The sequence below is a fragment of the Bradyrhizobium sp. dw_411 genome, assembly GCF_018449695.1.
Taxonomy (GTDB): Bacteria; Pseudomonadota; Alphaproteobacteria; order Rhizobiales; family Xanthobacteraceae; genus Bradyrhizobium.
The window spans coordinates 147987-164170 of the sequence record NZ_JAAVUY010000009.1; the positions used below are offsets into that span (position 1 = coordinate 147987).

The 16184-nt window shown below is 60.7% G+C and carries 14 protein-coding genes; 4 read left to right on the forward strand and 10 right to left on the reverse strand.

Features of this window, described 5'->3' with window-relative positions:
* Window positions 1–99: 99 nt before the first annotated feature.
* The 6 genes from HB676_RS17290 to HB676_RS17315 form a co-directional block, all read right to left on the reverse strand.
* A complete protein-coding gene (locus tag HB676_RS17290; RefSeq protein ID WP_213739049.1) occupies window positions 100–789 on the reverse strand; it encodes a response regulator transcription factor in 690 nt (229 codons plus the stop codon).
* Window positions 786–3512, reverse strand: a complete 2727-nt coding sequence (locus HB676_RS17295) for a sensor histidine kinase KdpD (protein WP_213739050.1) — start codon at window positions 3510–3512, stop codon at window positions 786–788. Before HB676_RS17295 ends, HB676_RS17290 begins: the two co-directional genes overlap by 4 nt.
* A 274-nt stretch (window positions 3513–3786) precedes the next feature.
* Window positions 3787–4389, reverse strand: coding sequence for a K(+)-transporting ATPase subunit C (locus tag HB676_RS17300; protein WP_213739051.1), 603 nt, complete (start codon window positions 4387–4389; stop codon window positions 3787–3789).
* Window positions 4390–4510: 121 nt separating this feature from the next.
* The gene (kdpB, locus tag HB676_RS17305; protein WP_213739052.1) at window positions 4511–6622 is read right to left on the reverse strand and encodes a potassium-transporting ATPase subunit KdpB; all 2112 of its coding nucleotides are present in this window, start codon (window positions 6620–6622) and stop codon (window positions 4511–4513) included.
* A 22-nt stretch (window positions 6623–6644) separates the two neighbouring features.
* Window positions 6645–8348, reverse strand: a complete 1704-nt coding sequence (kdpA, locus tag HB676_RS17310) for a potassium-transporting ATPase subunit KdpA (RefSeq protein ID WP_213739053.1) — start codon at window positions 8346–8348, stop codon at window positions 6645–6647.
* Between the two features lie 70 nt (window positions 8349–8418).
* Window positions 8419–8508 carry a K(+)-transporting ATPase subunit F gene (locus HB676_RS17315; protein WP_213739054.1) on the reverse strand — a complete coding sequence of 30 codons (90 nt, stop codon included), beginning with the start codon at window positions 8506–8508 and terminating at the stop codon, window positions 8419–8421.
* Between the two features lie 530 nt (window positions 8509–9038).
* On the opposite strand from HB676_RS17315, the gene HB676_RS17320 reads away from it, so the two are divergent.
* Window positions 9039–9851, forward strand: a complete 813-nt coding sequence (locus HB676_RS17320; RefSeq protein ID WP_213739055.1) for a DUF2927 domain-containing protein — start codon at window positions 9039–9041, stop codon at window positions 9849–9851.
* A gap of 314 nt (window positions 9852–10165) precedes the next feature.
* Here HB676_RS17320 and HB676_RS17325 read toward each other — a convergent pair whose 3' ends face one another.
* Window positions 10166–10390 (reverse strand): hypothetical protein, encoded by a 225-nt coding sequence (locus tag HB676_RS17325; RefSeq protein ID WP_213739056.1) that lies wholly within the window; start codon window positions 10388–10390, stop codon window positions 10166–10168.
* A gap of 370 nt (window positions 10391–10760) precedes the next feature.
* Window positions 10761–11006: a hypothetical protein gene (locus HB676_RS17330; protein WP_249780299.1), complete on the reverse strand. Its 246-nt coding sequence runs from the start codon at window positions 11004–11006 to the stop codon at window positions 10761–10763.
* Window positions 11007–11246: 240 nt separating this feature from the next.
* Between HB676_RS17330 and HB676_RS17335 the strand changes: the two genes are divergently transcribed.
* Complete coding sequence (locus HB676_RS17335) at window positions 11247–11612, forward strand: hypothetical protein (protein ID WP_213739057.1); 366 nt, start codon at window positions 11247–11249, stop codon at window positions 11610–11612.
* Between the two features lie 126 nt (window positions 11613–11738).
* Here the strand turns inward: HB676_RS17335 and HB676_RS17340 are convergent, their stop codons facing one another.
* Together HB676_RS17340 and HB676_RS17345 are read right to left on the reverse strand one after the other, a co-directional pair.
* Window positions 11739–12491: an outer membrane beta-barrel protein gene (locus HB676_RS17340; protein WP_213739058.1), complete on the reverse strand. Its 753-nt coding sequence runs from the start codon at window positions 12489–12491 to the stop codon at window positions 11739–11741.
* A gap of 69 nt (window positions 12492–12560) precedes the next feature.
* On the reverse strand, window positions 12561–14201 hold the full coding sequence (locus tag HB676_RS17345) for an outer membrane beta-barrel protein (protein ID WP_213739059.1): 1641 nt from the start codon (window positions 14199–14201) through the stop codon (window positions 12561–12563).
* Between the two features lie 448 nt (window positions 14202–14649).
* Here HB676_RS17345 and HB676_RS17350 point away from each other — a divergent pair, with 448 nt between their 5' ends.
* Entirely contained in the window at window positions 14650–15246 is a 597-nt protein-coding gene (locus HB676_RS17350) for a hypothetical protein (RefSeq protein WP_213739060.1), read from the forward strand.
* 64 nt (window positions 15247–15310) lie between these two features.
* The gene (locus HB676_RS17355) at window positions 15311–16027 is read left to right on the forward strand and encodes a response regulator (protein ID WP_213739061.1); all 717 of its coding nucleotides are present in this window, start codon (window positions 15311–15313) and stop codon (window positions 16025–16027) included.
* Window positions 16028–16184: the final 157 nt, after the last annotated feature.

Genomic DNA, 16184 nt, shown 5'->3' on the forward strand with positions numbered 1-16184 from the left:
CCGCTAGATGATTCTCCGTCTTTGGAAAAGGTATTTGGCAGGCCACGCTCTTCGGCATGGCCGGGCTTGTCCCCGGCCATGCCATGACGAATTGTCGACCTAATCCCCTGCCCTCAAGCGATAGCCGATCCCCGTCTCGGTCAGCACGAATTGCGGGCGTTCGGGATCGGCTTCGATCTTCTGGCGCAGTTGACGGACATAGACCCGCAGATATTGCGCGTCGGTCAACTCGTCCCATAATTCCTTGAGCAGAAAGCGGTGCGTCAGCACCTTGCCGGCGTGCTGCACCAGTACGCGCAGCAATTCATATTCCTTTGGCGACAGCTTCACGTCCTTGTCGCCGACCTTGACGATGCGGCGGACCAGATCGACGGAGAGATCGCCGGACCGGAACACCGGGCGCTCGCCATGGACCTGCAATTGATGCCGCAGCGCCGCGCGCATGCGGGCGAGCAGCTCATCCATCCCGAACGGCTTGGTCAGATAGTCGTCGGCGCCGAGATCCAGCGCCTGCACCTTGCCTGCTTCATCGCCGCGGCTTGAGAGCACAACGATCGGAACGCTGTCATTGCGGCCGCGGATCATGCGCAGGAGATCATGGCCCTGGATATCCGGCAGGCCGAGATCGAGAATGATCAAGGCAGGATCCTGCGTCAGCGAGTCCAGCGCGATCTTGCCGTTGGAGGCCTCGATGATTTCATAGCCCTGCGTGCTCAGCCCCATCCTCAGCAGTTTGCGGATCGGCGGCTCATCGTCGATGACAAGGACCTTGATGGGTGCAGCACTCATGCGGCGGTATCCAGAATGTTCGAGGCCGCCGGGATCGGCAATCTGATGGTCAGCATCGCGCCGCTCCGGTCGGTGCGATTATTGGCGGAAATCGTGCCGCGCATCGCCTCGACAAAGCCGCGCGAAATCGCGAGCCCCAATCCCGTGCCGGGACGGACGTGATCGCCCTTTTGCGCGCGATAGAACTTGTCGAACACGCTCTCGAGTTCGGCGGGCGGAATGCCGTCGCCTTCGTCGATAATCTGGAGGGTAACGTAATCGCGGTCCCGCGAGCCCCGGATCGATATCGTGGTGTCCGCGGGCGCATATTTCGCTGCGTTGTCCAGCAGATTAAACAGCACCTGCTCGAACAGCACCGCATCAAGCTCCAGCATCGGCAGTTCGGCGGCGAGCTCAAGCGAGACTTTATGGTGCACCAGAATTTTGCCCGCCCGCCGCAAGGCGCTGCCGACGATCTCGCTGATATCATGCGGCGCCGTATTCGGCACAACGGCGCCGGATTCGAGCTTGGTCATGTCCAGAAGATTGGCGATGAACCGATTGAGCCGCTCGGATTCGTCGATCACGGTCGCGAGCAAATCGCGCTTCTCTGAATCGCTGAGGCCGCTGGCGAGATCGCGCATGGTCGAGGCGGCGCCGAGCACCGACGCCAGCGGCGTCTTGAGATCGTGTGAGATCGAGGTCAGCAGCGCCGAACGCAGCCGGTCCGATTCGACCGTGCGCTTGACCTGATCCATATCCTCGACCAGCAGCACCCGTTCGATCGCCAGCGCGCCTTGGTCGACCAGCGCGTCGAGCAGGCGGCGCTGGTCCGGCGTCAGCAACGGACCCGATTTGTCGTCGTCGATACCGATCACGCCGATAATACCGCGCCCGGTGCGCATCGGCAGGAACAGCCGCTTGGCGCCCGGCAGCGTATCCGAACCGCGCCCGGCCGGGCGGTCATTGCCCCACGCCCAGTTGGCGGCGGCGAGATCGGCCTTGTCGAGCTGATCCTCGGGCGGATAGCCCGCCTTCACCGTCAGCATGCCGTCCTCGGGCAGCAGCAACACCACGCGCACTTTCAGCATCAACGCGGTCTGGTAGGCGGTGGCCCACAGCACGTCGTCCAGCGTCGCGGTGCTCGCGAGCTTGCGGCTGAAGGCGTAAAGCAACTCGGTGGTCCGCACCCTGCCGATCGCGGCGACCGCCTGGGTGCGGACCCGCGCCGCCACATTGGACACCAGGATTGCGATCAGCATGAAGAAAAAGAACGCCGCGACATTGGTCGGATCGGTGATCGTGAAGGTGTAGACCGGCGGCAGAAAGAAGAAATTGTAGCACAGCGATGCGGCGACACTCGCCAGCACCGACGGCAACAGGCCGAAGCGGACCGCGACACTTACCACCGCGGTCAAAAACACCAGATCGACATTCTCGATGCCGAACATCGGCTGGACCAGTTCGGCGGCGCCGAGACCGAGCGCGACGAATACCAGCGCCATCAGATAGGGCCTGGGATCGAACGGCTCGGGTCGCGCCGCGGTCTGCACCGCGCTCTTGGGCACCGAACCCGCCGGCAATTCATCGCCTGCGATCACATTGACACTGATGTTGCCGGCGCGGCGCACCAGATCATGCACCACCGAACCGCGCGTGATCTCGAACCACCAGGGGCGCATCGATTTGCCGATAATGATCTGGGTCACATTGTTGGCTTGCGCAAACCCGATGACGTCGTCGGCGATGCGGCGCCCGACGCCGGGGATAGTGAGCGCCTCCGCTCCCAGCGCCTCGGCCAGGCGCAACGTATCGGCCAGCCGGTCGCGCTGTTCGTCGGTCAATTGCAAACTACGACGCGTTTCGATGCTGATCGCAGTCCAGGGCGCGTGCAACCGGTCGGCCAGCCGCTTGGTGTAGCGAACGAGGCCGGCGGCGCGCGGATCCTCCGACAGGCACACCAGGATGCGCTCGCCGGCCGCCCAAGGGCCCGCGATCGCGTTGGCCTGCATGTGGGTCAGGAGTTGTTCATCGACACGTTCGGCGGTGCGCCGCAGCGCCAATTCGCGCAGCGCCGTCAGATTGCCCGGCGAGAAATAATGCTCGAGCGCGCGCTCGGCCTGCTTGGGAACGTAGACCTTGCCTTCGCGCAGCCGCTGGATCAGATCGTCCGGCGTGAGGTCAATCAGCTCGATACCGTCGGCGCGGTCGAACACCGAATCCGGCACGGTCTCTCGCACCCGCACATGCGTGATCTGCGCGACCACGTCATTGAGGCTTTCGATGTGCTGGATATTGACGGCCGTATAGACATCGATGCCACGGGACAGCAATTCCTCGACGTCGAGATAGCGCTTCGGATGACGGCTGCCGGGCGCATTGGTGTGGGCAAGTTCATCGACCAGTGCGAGCTGCGGACGGCGCGCGATCAGCGCGTCGAGATCCATCTCGTCGATCGTCTGATCCTTGTACTCGATGCGTTTGCGCGGGATGACTTCAAGGCCGTGCAACAGCGCTTCGGTTTCGGCCCGTCCATGGGTCTCGACCACGCCGATCACGACATCGACGCCGGCCTTCATCCGCGAATGCGCGCTTTGCAGCATTTCGTAGGTCTTGCCGACGCCGGGCGCGGCGCCGACGAAGATTTTCAGCCGGCCGGCCTGACTGTTCTCGCGCCGCGCCGTCTCCAGCAGGGCTTCCGGCGAAGGACGTTGTTCGGGATCGCGACGCTGCTGCTGGGCCATCCGAATAATATAGTCCTCAGGGCGCGCCCGGCCTAGAGCGGGATGGGGTTGGGTTTACTTACCTCTCCCGCTTGCGGGGGAGATCGAAGCGCTGAGGCGCGCACTTGCGTGCCTGAGCGCTTCGGGTGGGGGAAGTCTATCATCCGCATGAGCCGCTAAGCGGTTCAACCGGGATGATTGCCGAAGCACCCCCACCCCAGCCCTCCCCCGCAAGCGGGAGAGGGAGTGCACCTTCTTTGCCGCGAGAGATCAATCTAATCTCATCATCCCGATATCACTTCGCCGCTGCATCCAGCGCCAGATTGAGCTCCAACACGTTAACCCGGGGTTCACCGAGCAATCCGCCGAGGCGGCCTGCGGTATTGTCCGCGACGAGCTGGCGGACGCGTTCTTCCGGCAGATGGCGGGCCTTGGCGACGCGCGGCACCTGGAACAGCGCGCCCTCCGGCGAGATATCCGGATCGAGGCCGCTGCCCGAGGTGGTGACAAGATCGATCGGTACCGGCGCGGACGCGTTCTCCGCTTTCAGTTTATCGACATCTTCCTTGACCCGGTCATTGAGCGCCTTGCTGGTCGGGCCGAGGTTGGAGCCCGAGGAATTGGCGGCGTTGTAGGGCGCGGGCACGGTCTTGGTGGCGTCGGCCGGATCCGGCGCCGAGGTGGCCGAGGGCCGGCCATGGAAATATTTGTCGTCCTTGAATTCCTGTCCGATCAAGGCAGATCCGATCACCTTGCTGTCGCGTTCGATCAGGCTGCCTTCCGCCTGCTTCGGAAAGACCGCGCCCGCGATCGCGGTCATCGCGAGCGGATAGGCCAGGCCAGTGATCAGCGTCAGCAGAACCAGGATAAGAATGGCGGGGCGAATTTCTTTCAACATGGTGTGTCTCCGATATTTTTCGTCATTGCGAGCGAAGCGAAGCAATCCATAGGGCGGCAAGAAAGGAAGGGTGGATTGCTTCGTTGCTTCGCTCCTCGCAATGACGGTGTTGAGAGTAGTGCTAAGCTAGGTGCAGCGCAGCGACGATGAGGTCGATCGCCTTGATGCCGATAAAGGGAATGATGATGCCGCCCGCGCCGTAGATCATCAGGTTACGGCGCAACAGCGCGCCGGCCCCGATGGCCCGATACGACACGCCCCGCAGCGCCAGCGGAATCAAGCCGATGATGATCAACGCGTTGAAGATGATCGCCGACAGGATCGCGCTTTGCGGGCTGGCCAGATGCATCACGTTGAGCACGGACAGTTGCGGATAGAACGCCAGGAACATCGCCGGGATGATGGCGAAATACTTGGCGACGTCGTTGGCGATCGAGAACGTGGTGAGCGCTCCACGGGTCATCAATAATTGTTTTCCGATCTCCACCACCTCGATCAGCTTGGTCGGATTGGAGTCGAGGTCGACCATGTTGCCGGCCTCGCGGGCCGCCTGCGTGCCGGTGTTCATCGCGACACCGACATCGGCCTGAGCAAGCGCCGGTGCGTCGTTGGTGCCGTCGCCGCACATCGCGACCAGTTTGCCGTTGGCCTGCTCGTCGCGAATGAGCTTAAGCTTGTCTTCGGGCGTCGCCTGGGCGAGGAAATCGTCGACGCCAGCTTCAGCGGCAATCGCGGCCGCGGTCATCGGATTATCGCCCGTGATCATCACGGTGCGAATGCCCATGCGGCGCAACTCGGCGAAGCGCTCGCGGATGCCGCCCTTGACGATATCCTTGAGCTGGATCACGCCAAGCAGGCGGCCGTCCTTGGCGACCGCCAGCGGCGTGCCACCCGCCTTGGCGATTTCATCCGAAATCGCCTGCAGTTCGCGGGCGCTCTCCGACATCGCGGGCTGCATCGCACGCGCGGCATTGCCTGAGGCAACCACGCGCGGCGCTCCGCCATCGACATAGTTCAAGATCGCATCGACCGCGCCCTTGCGGACCGAGGATGCGCCGGCATCGACGCCGCTCATGCGGGTTTGCGCCGTGAACGGAATGAAGGTGGCGTTGAGTTCAGCCATGTCGCGGCTGCGAATGCCGTACTTCTCTTTTGCCAGCACGACGATCGAACGCCCTTCAGGGGTCTCGTCGGCCAGGGAAGCGAGCTGCGCCGCGTCCGCGAGTTCCTGCTCGCTGACGCCGCGGACCGGACGAAACGCCGTCGCCTGGCGGTTGCCGAGCGTGATGGTGCCGGTCTTGTCCAACAACAATGTATCGACGTCGCCGGCGGCCTCGACCGCGCGGCCCGACATCGCCAGTACGTTGAAACGCACCAGCCGGTCCATGCCGGCGATGCCGATCGCCGACAGCAACGCACCGATGGTGGTCGGAATCAGCGTCACGAACAACGCAACCAGAATCACGACCGAGATTTGCCCGCCGGCATAGGCCGCGTAGCTCGGAATGGTTACGGTCGCGAACACGAAGATGATGGTGAGGCCGGCAAGCAGGATGTTGAGCGCGATCTCGTTCGGTGTCTTCTGCCGCTCGGCGCCCTCGACGAGGCGGATCATGCGATCGATGAAGGTCGATCCCTGCGCCGCGGTGATACGAACGCGAATCCAGTCGGACAAGACCTGCGTGCCGCCGGTGACCGCAGAACGGTCGCCGCCGGATTCACGGATCACGGGCGCGGATTCGCCTGTGATCGCGGCCTCGTTGACGGAGGCGACGCCCTCGATCACTTCGCCATCGGAGGGAATATTATCGCCGGCCTCGACCAGCACGACGTCGCCGACCTTGAGGCTGGTGCCGGAGACCAGGCGATAGGCCTTGTCAGACCCGGTCAACAGCTTGGCCTGGCTTTCGGTGCGGGTCTTGCGCAGCGATTCCGCCTGTGCCTTGCCGCGGCCTTCCGCGACGGCCTCGGCGAAGTTGGCGAACAGCACCGTGAACCACAGCCACAGGATGATCTGGAAGGTGAAGCCGAGCCCCTCGCCGCCCGTCACCACGTCGCGCAGGAAGATCACCGTGGTCAGCGCAGCCACGACCTCGACCACGAACATCACGGGATTCTTGACCATCAGCCGCGGATCGAGTTTGGCGAAGGCCGAACCGATCGCCGGGAAGACGATCTTCGGGTCGAGCATCGCCGAGACCGGCACCTGCTTTTGCAGTTTCATGGTATCCATGGAAGTTACTCCGAAAGAGCGATCAGAACAGGTTGTTGGCGTTGCCGGCGAGATGCTCGACGATTGGCCCCAGCGCGAGCGCGGGGAAGAAGGTCAAACCGCCGATAATCAGGATCACGCCGACGACCAGGCCGACGAACAGGCCGCCCGTCGTCGGCAAGGTGCCGGCCGACGGCGGGATCGACTTCTTGCCTGCCAGCGAACCCGCCATTGCCATCGCCGGAACGATCATGAAGAATCGACCGACGAACATCGAAGCCGCCAGCGTGAGATTGTAGAAGAAGGTGTTGCCGGTCAGCCCGCCGAACGCCGAGCCGTTATTGCCGGTGGCCGAAGTGAAGGCGTACAGCACCTCCGTGAAGCCATGCGGGCCGGCATTGGCCATCGAGGCGACCGCCGAGGGCAGCACCACCGCGACCGCGGTCCAGCCCAGATACATCAACGGCAGTACGAGAATGGCGAGCATCGCCATCTTGACCTCGCGCGCCTCGATCTTCTTGCCGACATATTCCGGGGTTCGGCCGACCATAAGCCCGGCGACAAAGATCGCCAGCACGACGAACAGCAGCATGCCGTAAAGACCCGCGCCGACGCCGCCGACGATGATTTCGCCAAGCTGCATGTTGATCAGCGGAATCATGCCGCCAAGTGCCGTAAAGCTGTCATGCATGGCGTTGACCGCGCCGCAGGACGCAGCCGTGGTGACGACCGCGAACAATGAAGATGCCACGATGCCGAAGCGGACTTCCTTGCCTTCCATATTGCCGCCGGTCAGCCCAAGCGCGCTCAGCGCGCTGGTGCCGTTGGCTTCCGCCCAATAGGTGACGGCGACGCCAGCGATGAACAATACGCCCATCACAGCCAGGATCGCCCAGCCCTGGCGCTGATTGCCGACCATGCGGCCGAACACATTGGTCAGGGCGGCGCCGAGCAGGAAGATCGAGAGCATCTGCACGAAATTCGACAAGGCGGTGGGATTCTCGAACGGATGCGCGGCGTTGACGTTGAAGAAGCCGCCACCATTGGTGCCGAGCATCTTGATCGCGACCTGAGAGGCCACCGGGCCAACCGCAATGGTCTGCTTGGCGCCTTCCAGCGTGGTCGCGTCGACATAGGCGCCGAGCGTCTGCGGGATGCCCTGCCAGACCAGGAACAGCGTATAGACCACGCAGATCGGCAGCAGGACATAGAGGGTGCAGCGCGTCACATCGACCCAGAAATTGCCGACGGTGCGCATCGATGAACGCGAAAAGCCGCGGATCAACGCCATCGCCAGCGCGATGCCGGTCGCCGCCGACAGGAAGTTCTGGTGCGTCAGGCCGAGCATCTGCACGAGATAGGACATCGTGCTTTCGCCGCCGTAGTTCTGCCAGTTGGTGTTGGTGATGAAGGAGATCGCGGTGTTGAAGGACAGATCCTCCGCCACGGCGGACTGCCCCGCCGGGTTGAACGGCAGCACCGCCTGCAGCCGCAGCACCGCATAGAGAATGAGAAAGCCTCCGACATGGAACAGCAGCATCGCGACCGTGTAGGTCAGCCAATGCTGCTCGCGCTTCTCGTCAACGCCGCCGATCCAGTAGATCCCGGCCTCGACCGGCCGCAAGATCGGCGAAAGGAACGTTCGCTCGCCATTGAAGACGCGCGTCATATACCCGCCGAGCGGTTTCACCAGCGCGACGATAACAGCGCAGAACAGAAGAATTTGAATCCAGCCAATGGCGGTCATGGTCGTATGCCTTCAGGTTTGCGGGAGCAGTTTTGCAGATCGCCTCCGGCCCTTGGCCGGCTTTCGACGATCAGAACCGTTCCGGCCGCAGCAGCGCATAGGTCAGGTAAAACAGCAGTCCAGCCGAGACGAGACCGGCGAGTGTGTAATCGAAGATCATGGGTTGCTCCTTCAGAGCGTTTTAGAGTCGCTCGCAGGCGTAGGTGTAACCGACGGCCAGCACGAAGAAGCCGAGGCCCATGGCCAGCATGACGATGTCCAACATGAATGCTCCTTCGTGTGCTAGGTGCGCTTCTGCCGCGCGTTGCGGAAGGCAGGTTGCGGGATCACTCGAGGCCGGAACTGCAACCCGCACCTTGACCGTATCGATGGTGGTGAAGTGCCACTCCGCGCATATGTTTTCGAGGCGGTGGCCATAGCGACGTTATAGGAATCTCATAAAGACTCCGCGTCCTGACCTCTTGCCCGCCCGTCATCTGTGCAGCTCCGCCGCCGATCGGAGCGCCAGCTATTAAATGGTTATATCTGACGGCTCCCTGATATCTCGAAATCCTATGTGGTCCTGGATTGAATGGTTCCGCGTCGAAGATTGCTGCGAAGACTCCTGCTGGAAGACTTGCGCAGCATGATCCGCCCGGGGCACCCATGCTGCTTCCAAAATCGCATCGATTTTTGCCGATTGGCACAAGGATGACAGGAATAGCTGCGGTCGCAGCGATGCTTGCGGCAATTACCTGCACGGCGGCGCATGCCGAAGATCCTGATATCGTCAGCCGGCGCGTATCGCAGCGAACGGATTTTACCGACGCCGAAATCAAGGACGGCTTTTTCAAGATCGCGTTCAACGCCGAACTACAGCTCGGCACGCCCACCGAGCGCGTGCGCAAATTCGATGAGCCGGTCCGGATATTCCTGGACGGCAAAGGCGAGCCCGACCGGCGCCCGGAGATCGAGGCTGTTATCGCCGATATCAGGGCCCGCGTGAATCATCTGGATGTGGCCGTCACGGACGACCGCCAAGCCGCAAATTTCATCGTCAGGCTGGTTGCGGCGCGCGATGTGGAACCGACCATTCGCTCGCTGTATGGCCACGACAAGGCCAGGCGCATTCAACACACCCTCAACCCGCAATGCCTGTCGGGGATCGCCAGGGATCGGCGCTTTCGGATCCGCCGCGCGGAAGTGATCCTGCCGGTCGATGCCGGAGATTTCACCTTCTACGATTGCGCCTATGAAGAGCTGCTGCAGGCGCTCGGCGCCATCAATGACGACCGTTCGGTGCCCTGGACCATGTTCAACGACGACGTCCAGATGGGCTTCTTCGATGTCTACGACCAGTATCTTCTCAATATTCTATATGACCCGCGGCTTCGCCCGGGGATGACCAAAGCCGAGGTCAGCGCGCGGCTTCCCGATGTGATATCGACGGCGCGCACATGGGTCGGCAATGCCAACCTGCCGCGTCATGCGGACAACCGGCAAGCGCCGGTCGAAAGCGATTAGGGCGCGATGAGGTTGGGTCGAAGTGGCGTGACCACTTCTCCCTCGCCCCGCAAGCGGCAGGGCTATCGCATATGACTTTCCGCCGCGGTAATCGCCTGGGGCCTCATGGTTCGAGACGCCTCGAAGACGAGGCTCCTCACCATGAGGGTTTAAGATTTAGCCGCACAGAAAGTCCTCATCCTGAGGGGACACCGCAGGCAGCCGTCTCGAAGGATGGCCGCACAAAGACTGCAGGCCCAATCTCTTTCTTCATATGCGATAGCCCTACCGCATGCGGGGCGAGGTGAAGAGATGCCGCGTCGATCCGCTCAACGTTAGTGCCGCGGCGCGTTTTTCGCCGACGACGAGGAATACTCGGTAATCCCGAAGTCGTTTCGATGCGCCTGCCGATTGGTCTGCTGGGCGGTCGCGACCTGACTGGCGTGGCTGTATTTCGAGGGTGCGCTAGCCGACGCTCCGGCTTGCGCACTAACGGATACCAGCACGGCTCCAGAAAGAATGGCGAGCGTTGCGGCGATGGTGGCGAAATATCTAGACATTGCAGCCTCCATTTGACTTGAGGCAACTCAAACAGAATTTGCCAAACAGAACCGCCAAATAGAACCAGGCCAACTAGAACTGAGCCAAATAGAACTAAGCTTGGCGTTTCCCGATCGACTATTTCTGTCCGACGTCTTGTTGGCGTCGCGTTGTCCCTGCAACGGATGATGATATCAACTTGCGGTAAGCGCAAGAATCAAACAGCAAATGCTTGAATTATGAGCAAGCCATCTTCTCGGCGTAAAAAATCGTACTACTATTTTGCTATTGTTTGTCGAAACAGATCTGGGATCCAGCCACGCGGCGACAGTTCTTGCCGGCGCCACATCGATCTCCGGACACTACTTTCCAGGCTGCACTTTCCAGACTTCACTTTCCAGATTTGGCCGGTTCACTCGGACGCGCCACGCCCCAGGGATCGTAGGACTGTTTCGGAGTCGGTATCCGATCCAGCGCGGCCTTGTAGGCCTTCTCATCGATCGGCTGGCGAGTTTCGGCGGTAGGGGCAGCATGGCTGCCCTTTTTCAGGCCTTGCGAATAAGCCGGAAAGGTCAGCGACGACATGATCGCCGCCACGCAGATTACTGCCTTGGTCGTTTGCATGCCGCCGGCCATGGGCCTCTCCTCACCTATAAAGCCTTTGTTGACCCGGAGTTTACGAGACCTGCACGACTTTTCCAGCCCTTCTTTCCAGACCCTCGTGCCCCCCGGCGACCTCGGTCAGGCGAAATCCACGGCAAATTGGCGGCGCTGCCCCGCCAAAGGGTCAGAGCTTCTCGCATTGAATACCGCTTAGGTTGCTCAGATATATAAAAAATAACCTCTTGTCGTTGCAGCGCGATGAGAGATACCTTTTTGAGCAACCTGATGTGGGAATGTGCGATGCCCGCGAACCTGGATTTGCCAACGAATACAACAACAAAAGTCGACCCCAAACCATCGAATCGGGTCTGGTTTGGCGGGGTACTGGTTCGAACTCTTTTCCTGATCGTACTGACGGCGATCACCGCACGCGTCGCCAGCCCTCAGATGGAGCACTTCTCGTCCCTGCACGAAACACCGGGAGATCTCATCCGGGTGCTGCTGGGCTTTGGCGTTTGTGCGTGGTTTATCGTCAACCTGTTCATTTTGCCAAAGGACGCAGGCGCATACCGGACCTGGATGTATCTCGGCGTTACGGTTTTGCCCCTGGCGGTGCTCTGCGCCATCGTGGTCTGGTGAACGGGCTCAGCTCCAGCTAAACGCGGAAACTGCCTCTATCTCTCTCGTGCGCATCTCTCTCGCACGCATCTTTCTTGCGCCGCGAAAACGGATCGGCGGATGCCGCCGACCCGTTCCGGTGAAACCTCAATATTTCGCGACGACGGGGCCGCCAAACTTGAAGTCGAGACCGATGGTCACGACCGAATAGGTCGTCTCGGTGGTATAGGGCAACTGACCATTTATCGTCAGCGGAGTACCCGGCCGGTTGTAGCCGTTGAAATTGTAGTAACGGTACTCGAACTTGCCGCTGACGTTGTTGGTGATCGCATAGGCGAAGCCGGCGCCGGCGGTCAGGCCGTTGGCGTGGACGGTGAACCGGTCAACGCCCAACGCCGGATCGGTGTTGGTGTGAGCGATATCGCCGAAAGCATACCCGCCGGTGAAGAACATCAGCCAGCGGTCAACGGTGAAACCGCTGCGTGCGCGAACCGTGCCGCCCCACCGCATATTGTCCTGATCGACCGCGAGGATTGGAAAGGCACCCGCGGCCACGCCTGACGCATCGTTGCCCTTGATGCCGGACCAGAACACATCGCCTTCGAGACCCACCATGTAATTACCGCTCTGCCAGTTGTAACCGGCCTCGCCACCAGCCACGCCGCCGGTGGAAGAGTAGTTGGCCGTGAAGTTGGCCGCACCGGTATTGCCGAACGCGTCGTTGACATTGTGGTTGCCGTAGCCGCCGCCGCCGAACACGCCGAAGTAGAATCCGCTCCAGTCATAGACCGGCGCCGAGTATACCGGAGCCTTCGAATAAGTGGGCAGGTCCGCACCGTATGCCGGTGACAGCAGCCCCAGCACACCGAGCGAGACGGTGGTGAGAAGAATTCGCTTCATTTTATTCCCCTGTCGAATTTTGTTCTGGCGAAGTATCGGGGCGACTCGGGCCGCCCCAATTTTCACGCATCAGAAGTGAATGATGATGTCCGCCGCACCGATGATGGCGAAGTTCTTGTTGGGTAAGATGCCGAAGTTGGCGTTGCCGTTGAACGCATTCGCATTCAGCGACCTGTAATAGGAAATCTCGGGCCGCATCTCGATCTGGGGCGAGAACCAGTGCTGCCAGCCGATACCCGTCTCCAGATACCCCGTCTTGACGCCGGTACGCTGACCTTCCATGTCGTCAACGTACTCGATGCGGTAGGAAATGTTATCCAGCGGCGACACCTTGTAGTTCAGATAGGTGAGGAACGTCTGGAACGACGCCGTACAACTGATCACTGCCGAGTTTTTGCAAATTGCTGCGAAAGGAGAGTTGAACGGCATGTAAGCCAGCGAGAACGGCGTACCGTTGTTGCCGAGCGCGGCAGCCGCGGTCGCATTGAGCAGGTTCGGCACGTTGCTCTGGTGCTCATTGTAGGTTTCGAACGAGATGTGCCACTGGTCGTTGAACTTGTGATAGTAGGTCAAGCCATACCATTGCAGGTTGTTGTAACCCCAGGTGCCGTTGTTGATGCCGTTGGCGACAATGTTGATGTCGTCCTTCCCGCTATCACTGGTCCAGCGCACGCCAAACGTACCGCTGGGCTGTGCGCCCGGATCCTGCTTCATGGTGTTGCCGGGGAACAGCGGGTTCGGGAACGGGTTGGCGATCGTTGAGCCGACATGCCATGGCAGCGACTCGGTGCCGACGGTAACGCCCGCCTGGAACATCCAGTTCTTGTTCGCCGCCAACGTGAACTGGACACCGGTGTTGGTGTAGTTGTCGAAGGTGTAGGTCATCGAGTGCGAGTACATGTAATTGTTCGGCGCCAACTGCGCCTCAATGTCCGGAATCGAGATGTAGCGTCCGAACCGAATCATCAAGCCTTCCATCACCTGCGGGATGAAGACCTCGCCGTAAGCCATCGGCAAATCGAAGCCGTTGTTTGCGTTCTGGTTCAGAAGCTGGCTGCTCCACAATCCGAACGCGGTCGTGTAGCGATAGTTCTCGCCGTAGATCGGCGCGATCCGGAAGCCCCAGTCGACGTGATCTTTCTGGACCGTATCGGGCAGCCGCTCGAAATAGATCACCGCCTGGTCGAGCTGCACGGTATTGGGATTGTAGCTGTAGGCCGCCGGCGCATTGCCGCCGCGCACCGTGTTGGTGGAGAGATTGCCGCCTGGATCGACCCAGCCGTAGACCTGGATGTGGTTGTCGTTCATCCACTGGCCGGCGGCGGTATTGCCGAGCGCAACCATCAGCGGACTGTCGACCGAACTCGGCCGCGTCACGCCAAGGCTGGTCGTTCCGCCATAGGGCCATTCAGTAAACGGATACGGCGGAATGGCTTGGGGTGTCGCGGGCCAGTAATCGCGGCGGCCGGGAGGCGCCTTCGGATCGGCCGGTGCAGCCTCGTGTCCCCATTCGAGCCGGTAGTAGTTGACAAGACGGCTCATGAAGTCGGTGCCGAGATAGGCATCGAGGCACGAATAATTCTTGTAGGGATCGACGACGGTGCGACATCCGGCCGGCGCTTTCGCCGGCAAGGCGGCGTCCGCCGCTTCTGCACGATTTAACAGGCCCATCGCGGAGAGTGCGACGCCTGCCAAAAGAAGTCTTTTCATAATCTCGCCCCAAGCTGTTAGTAGGAAAGGCGCCTTCAAGCGCTCTCGCGGCTGTGTTGACGCTGTGCATCATTCACACCGGGGCGACAAAGATCGATTGGACTAAGTCCGGCAATTAATAGGGATAAAATAGCCAAAAGCGCGAATTCGCCTGCGTGTGCACACACCCGTGTCAGTTGCCTGCCGCATTGCCCGGATTTCCGGCGAAATATGTGACATCTGTGAAAATATGCGCGAAGCACCGCAATAGTTTTTTGAGCGTTGTGTCTTTTTCGCCATACCCAATGTGCCAACGCGATTTATTTTGCGGCGTTGAACCCAATCTTGCGCAATTCTGTATATTTTTTTTCTATTAAAATGGCTGCGACTATCCATCGAAGATATATGTGCTGACTCGTTATGGTGCGATGCATCGGGCGAGTCTTCTCGCCTATCGCGGGGCAAGACGATGGACGCCGTGGCAGGGATTGCGAGCGACGCACATGTTGCAACAGACATCTGTGATCCGATTCCCGTCGACACGACCGAAAGTCCCGACTTCGGATTTCTACCGAAAAGCCTGACCACGCAGTGCCGCAGCCTGATCGAGAGCTATCACGCGCTGCATGGCTACGCCTGCCTGCCTGATATCCTCTGGAAATCCCGGCTTGGACCTTTCATCGAAACGCATGATGAGTTGCAGCAACTCCTGCGCAAGGCTTCCACCACCAGAAGCGCCAAGAAAGCCAATGAAGGCTTCGCAGGGATAGCGACCACGCTATTGTCGCTTGAGATATTGGCCAGCAGTTTCGCGGGCTGGAGCGCCATCTATCCGGAGGCCGGATCGAAAGCCCAGACCATTCTCCGGCGCAATAACCGCAGCTCCCAGATGCCCTTGATGGAATTCTATCTGTATCCGCCGAAATATCTGAGCTCGGCCGCTGTCGCGACGTTGATCCCGCCTCCGAGCCGTCAAGCCAGCGGGAAAAATACGCCTTACGTCGGCGAGAGGGCGCAGACCTTCGAGGGCGGTCCCGCGTTGGCCGCACCGGCATCGGCGATATGAACCTCGGCGCCTTCGTCCTGCCCGCAGCTGACACCGCGGACAATGAGCCGGCGCCTCTCCACCCATGAGCAAATCGACTAACCTTGTGCTTCTGATCGACGATGAAGCCAAGATCAGGCGGTTTCTGCGTTCGGGTTTCGAATTACATGGCGGCTTTACGGTGCAGGAGGCTGAAAACGCGGCCGAAGGGTTACGCGCTGCGACCTTTAATGCACCGGATCTGATCATTCTGGATCTGGCGCTGCCCGACCGCCGCGGTTCGGAAGTTCTCGAACTGATTCGGTCATGGTCCAATGTCCCGATCATCGTGCTTTCAGTTGAATCGGACCAGGAACAAAAAGTCCGCCTGCTGGAGCTGGGGGCCGACGACTATGTCGTCAAGCCGTTCGGCATCGCCGAACTGATCGCGCGCAGTCAGGCGGCGCTGCGGCGATATTTCAAGAGCGCCAGTGAAAATCCCGTGGTCACGGCCGGCCCGCTGTCGATCGACCTCGTCAACCGGACGGTGCTGTTGAATAACGGCCAGATCAAATTGACCCGCAAACAGTACCGCCTGCTGCACGTGCTCGCGACCCATGTCGGCCTCGTGGTCACGCACGACAAGCTGCTCGAGGAAATCTGGAGCGGCAGTGTTCGGAAAAACATCCAGTACTTGCGAATTCTGGTTCGCGACCTCCGGCAGATCATTGAAGCCGATCCGGATCATCCGCGGCTGCTGGTCACCGAATCAGGCGTCGGCTATCGGCTTCAGTCGCGGTTCGAGGATGTGGCGGCGGGGTAGAATAAATCTCCAAGGCATTTCTCGCTTCCATCCTTCGAGACGCCGCTTCGCGGCTCCTCAGGATGAGGTCCTCACAATCCCCTGGATGAGATCCTCCCAACCCTCATGGTGAGGAGCGCGGCAACGCCGCGCGTCTCGAACCATCAGGCGCGTCAGC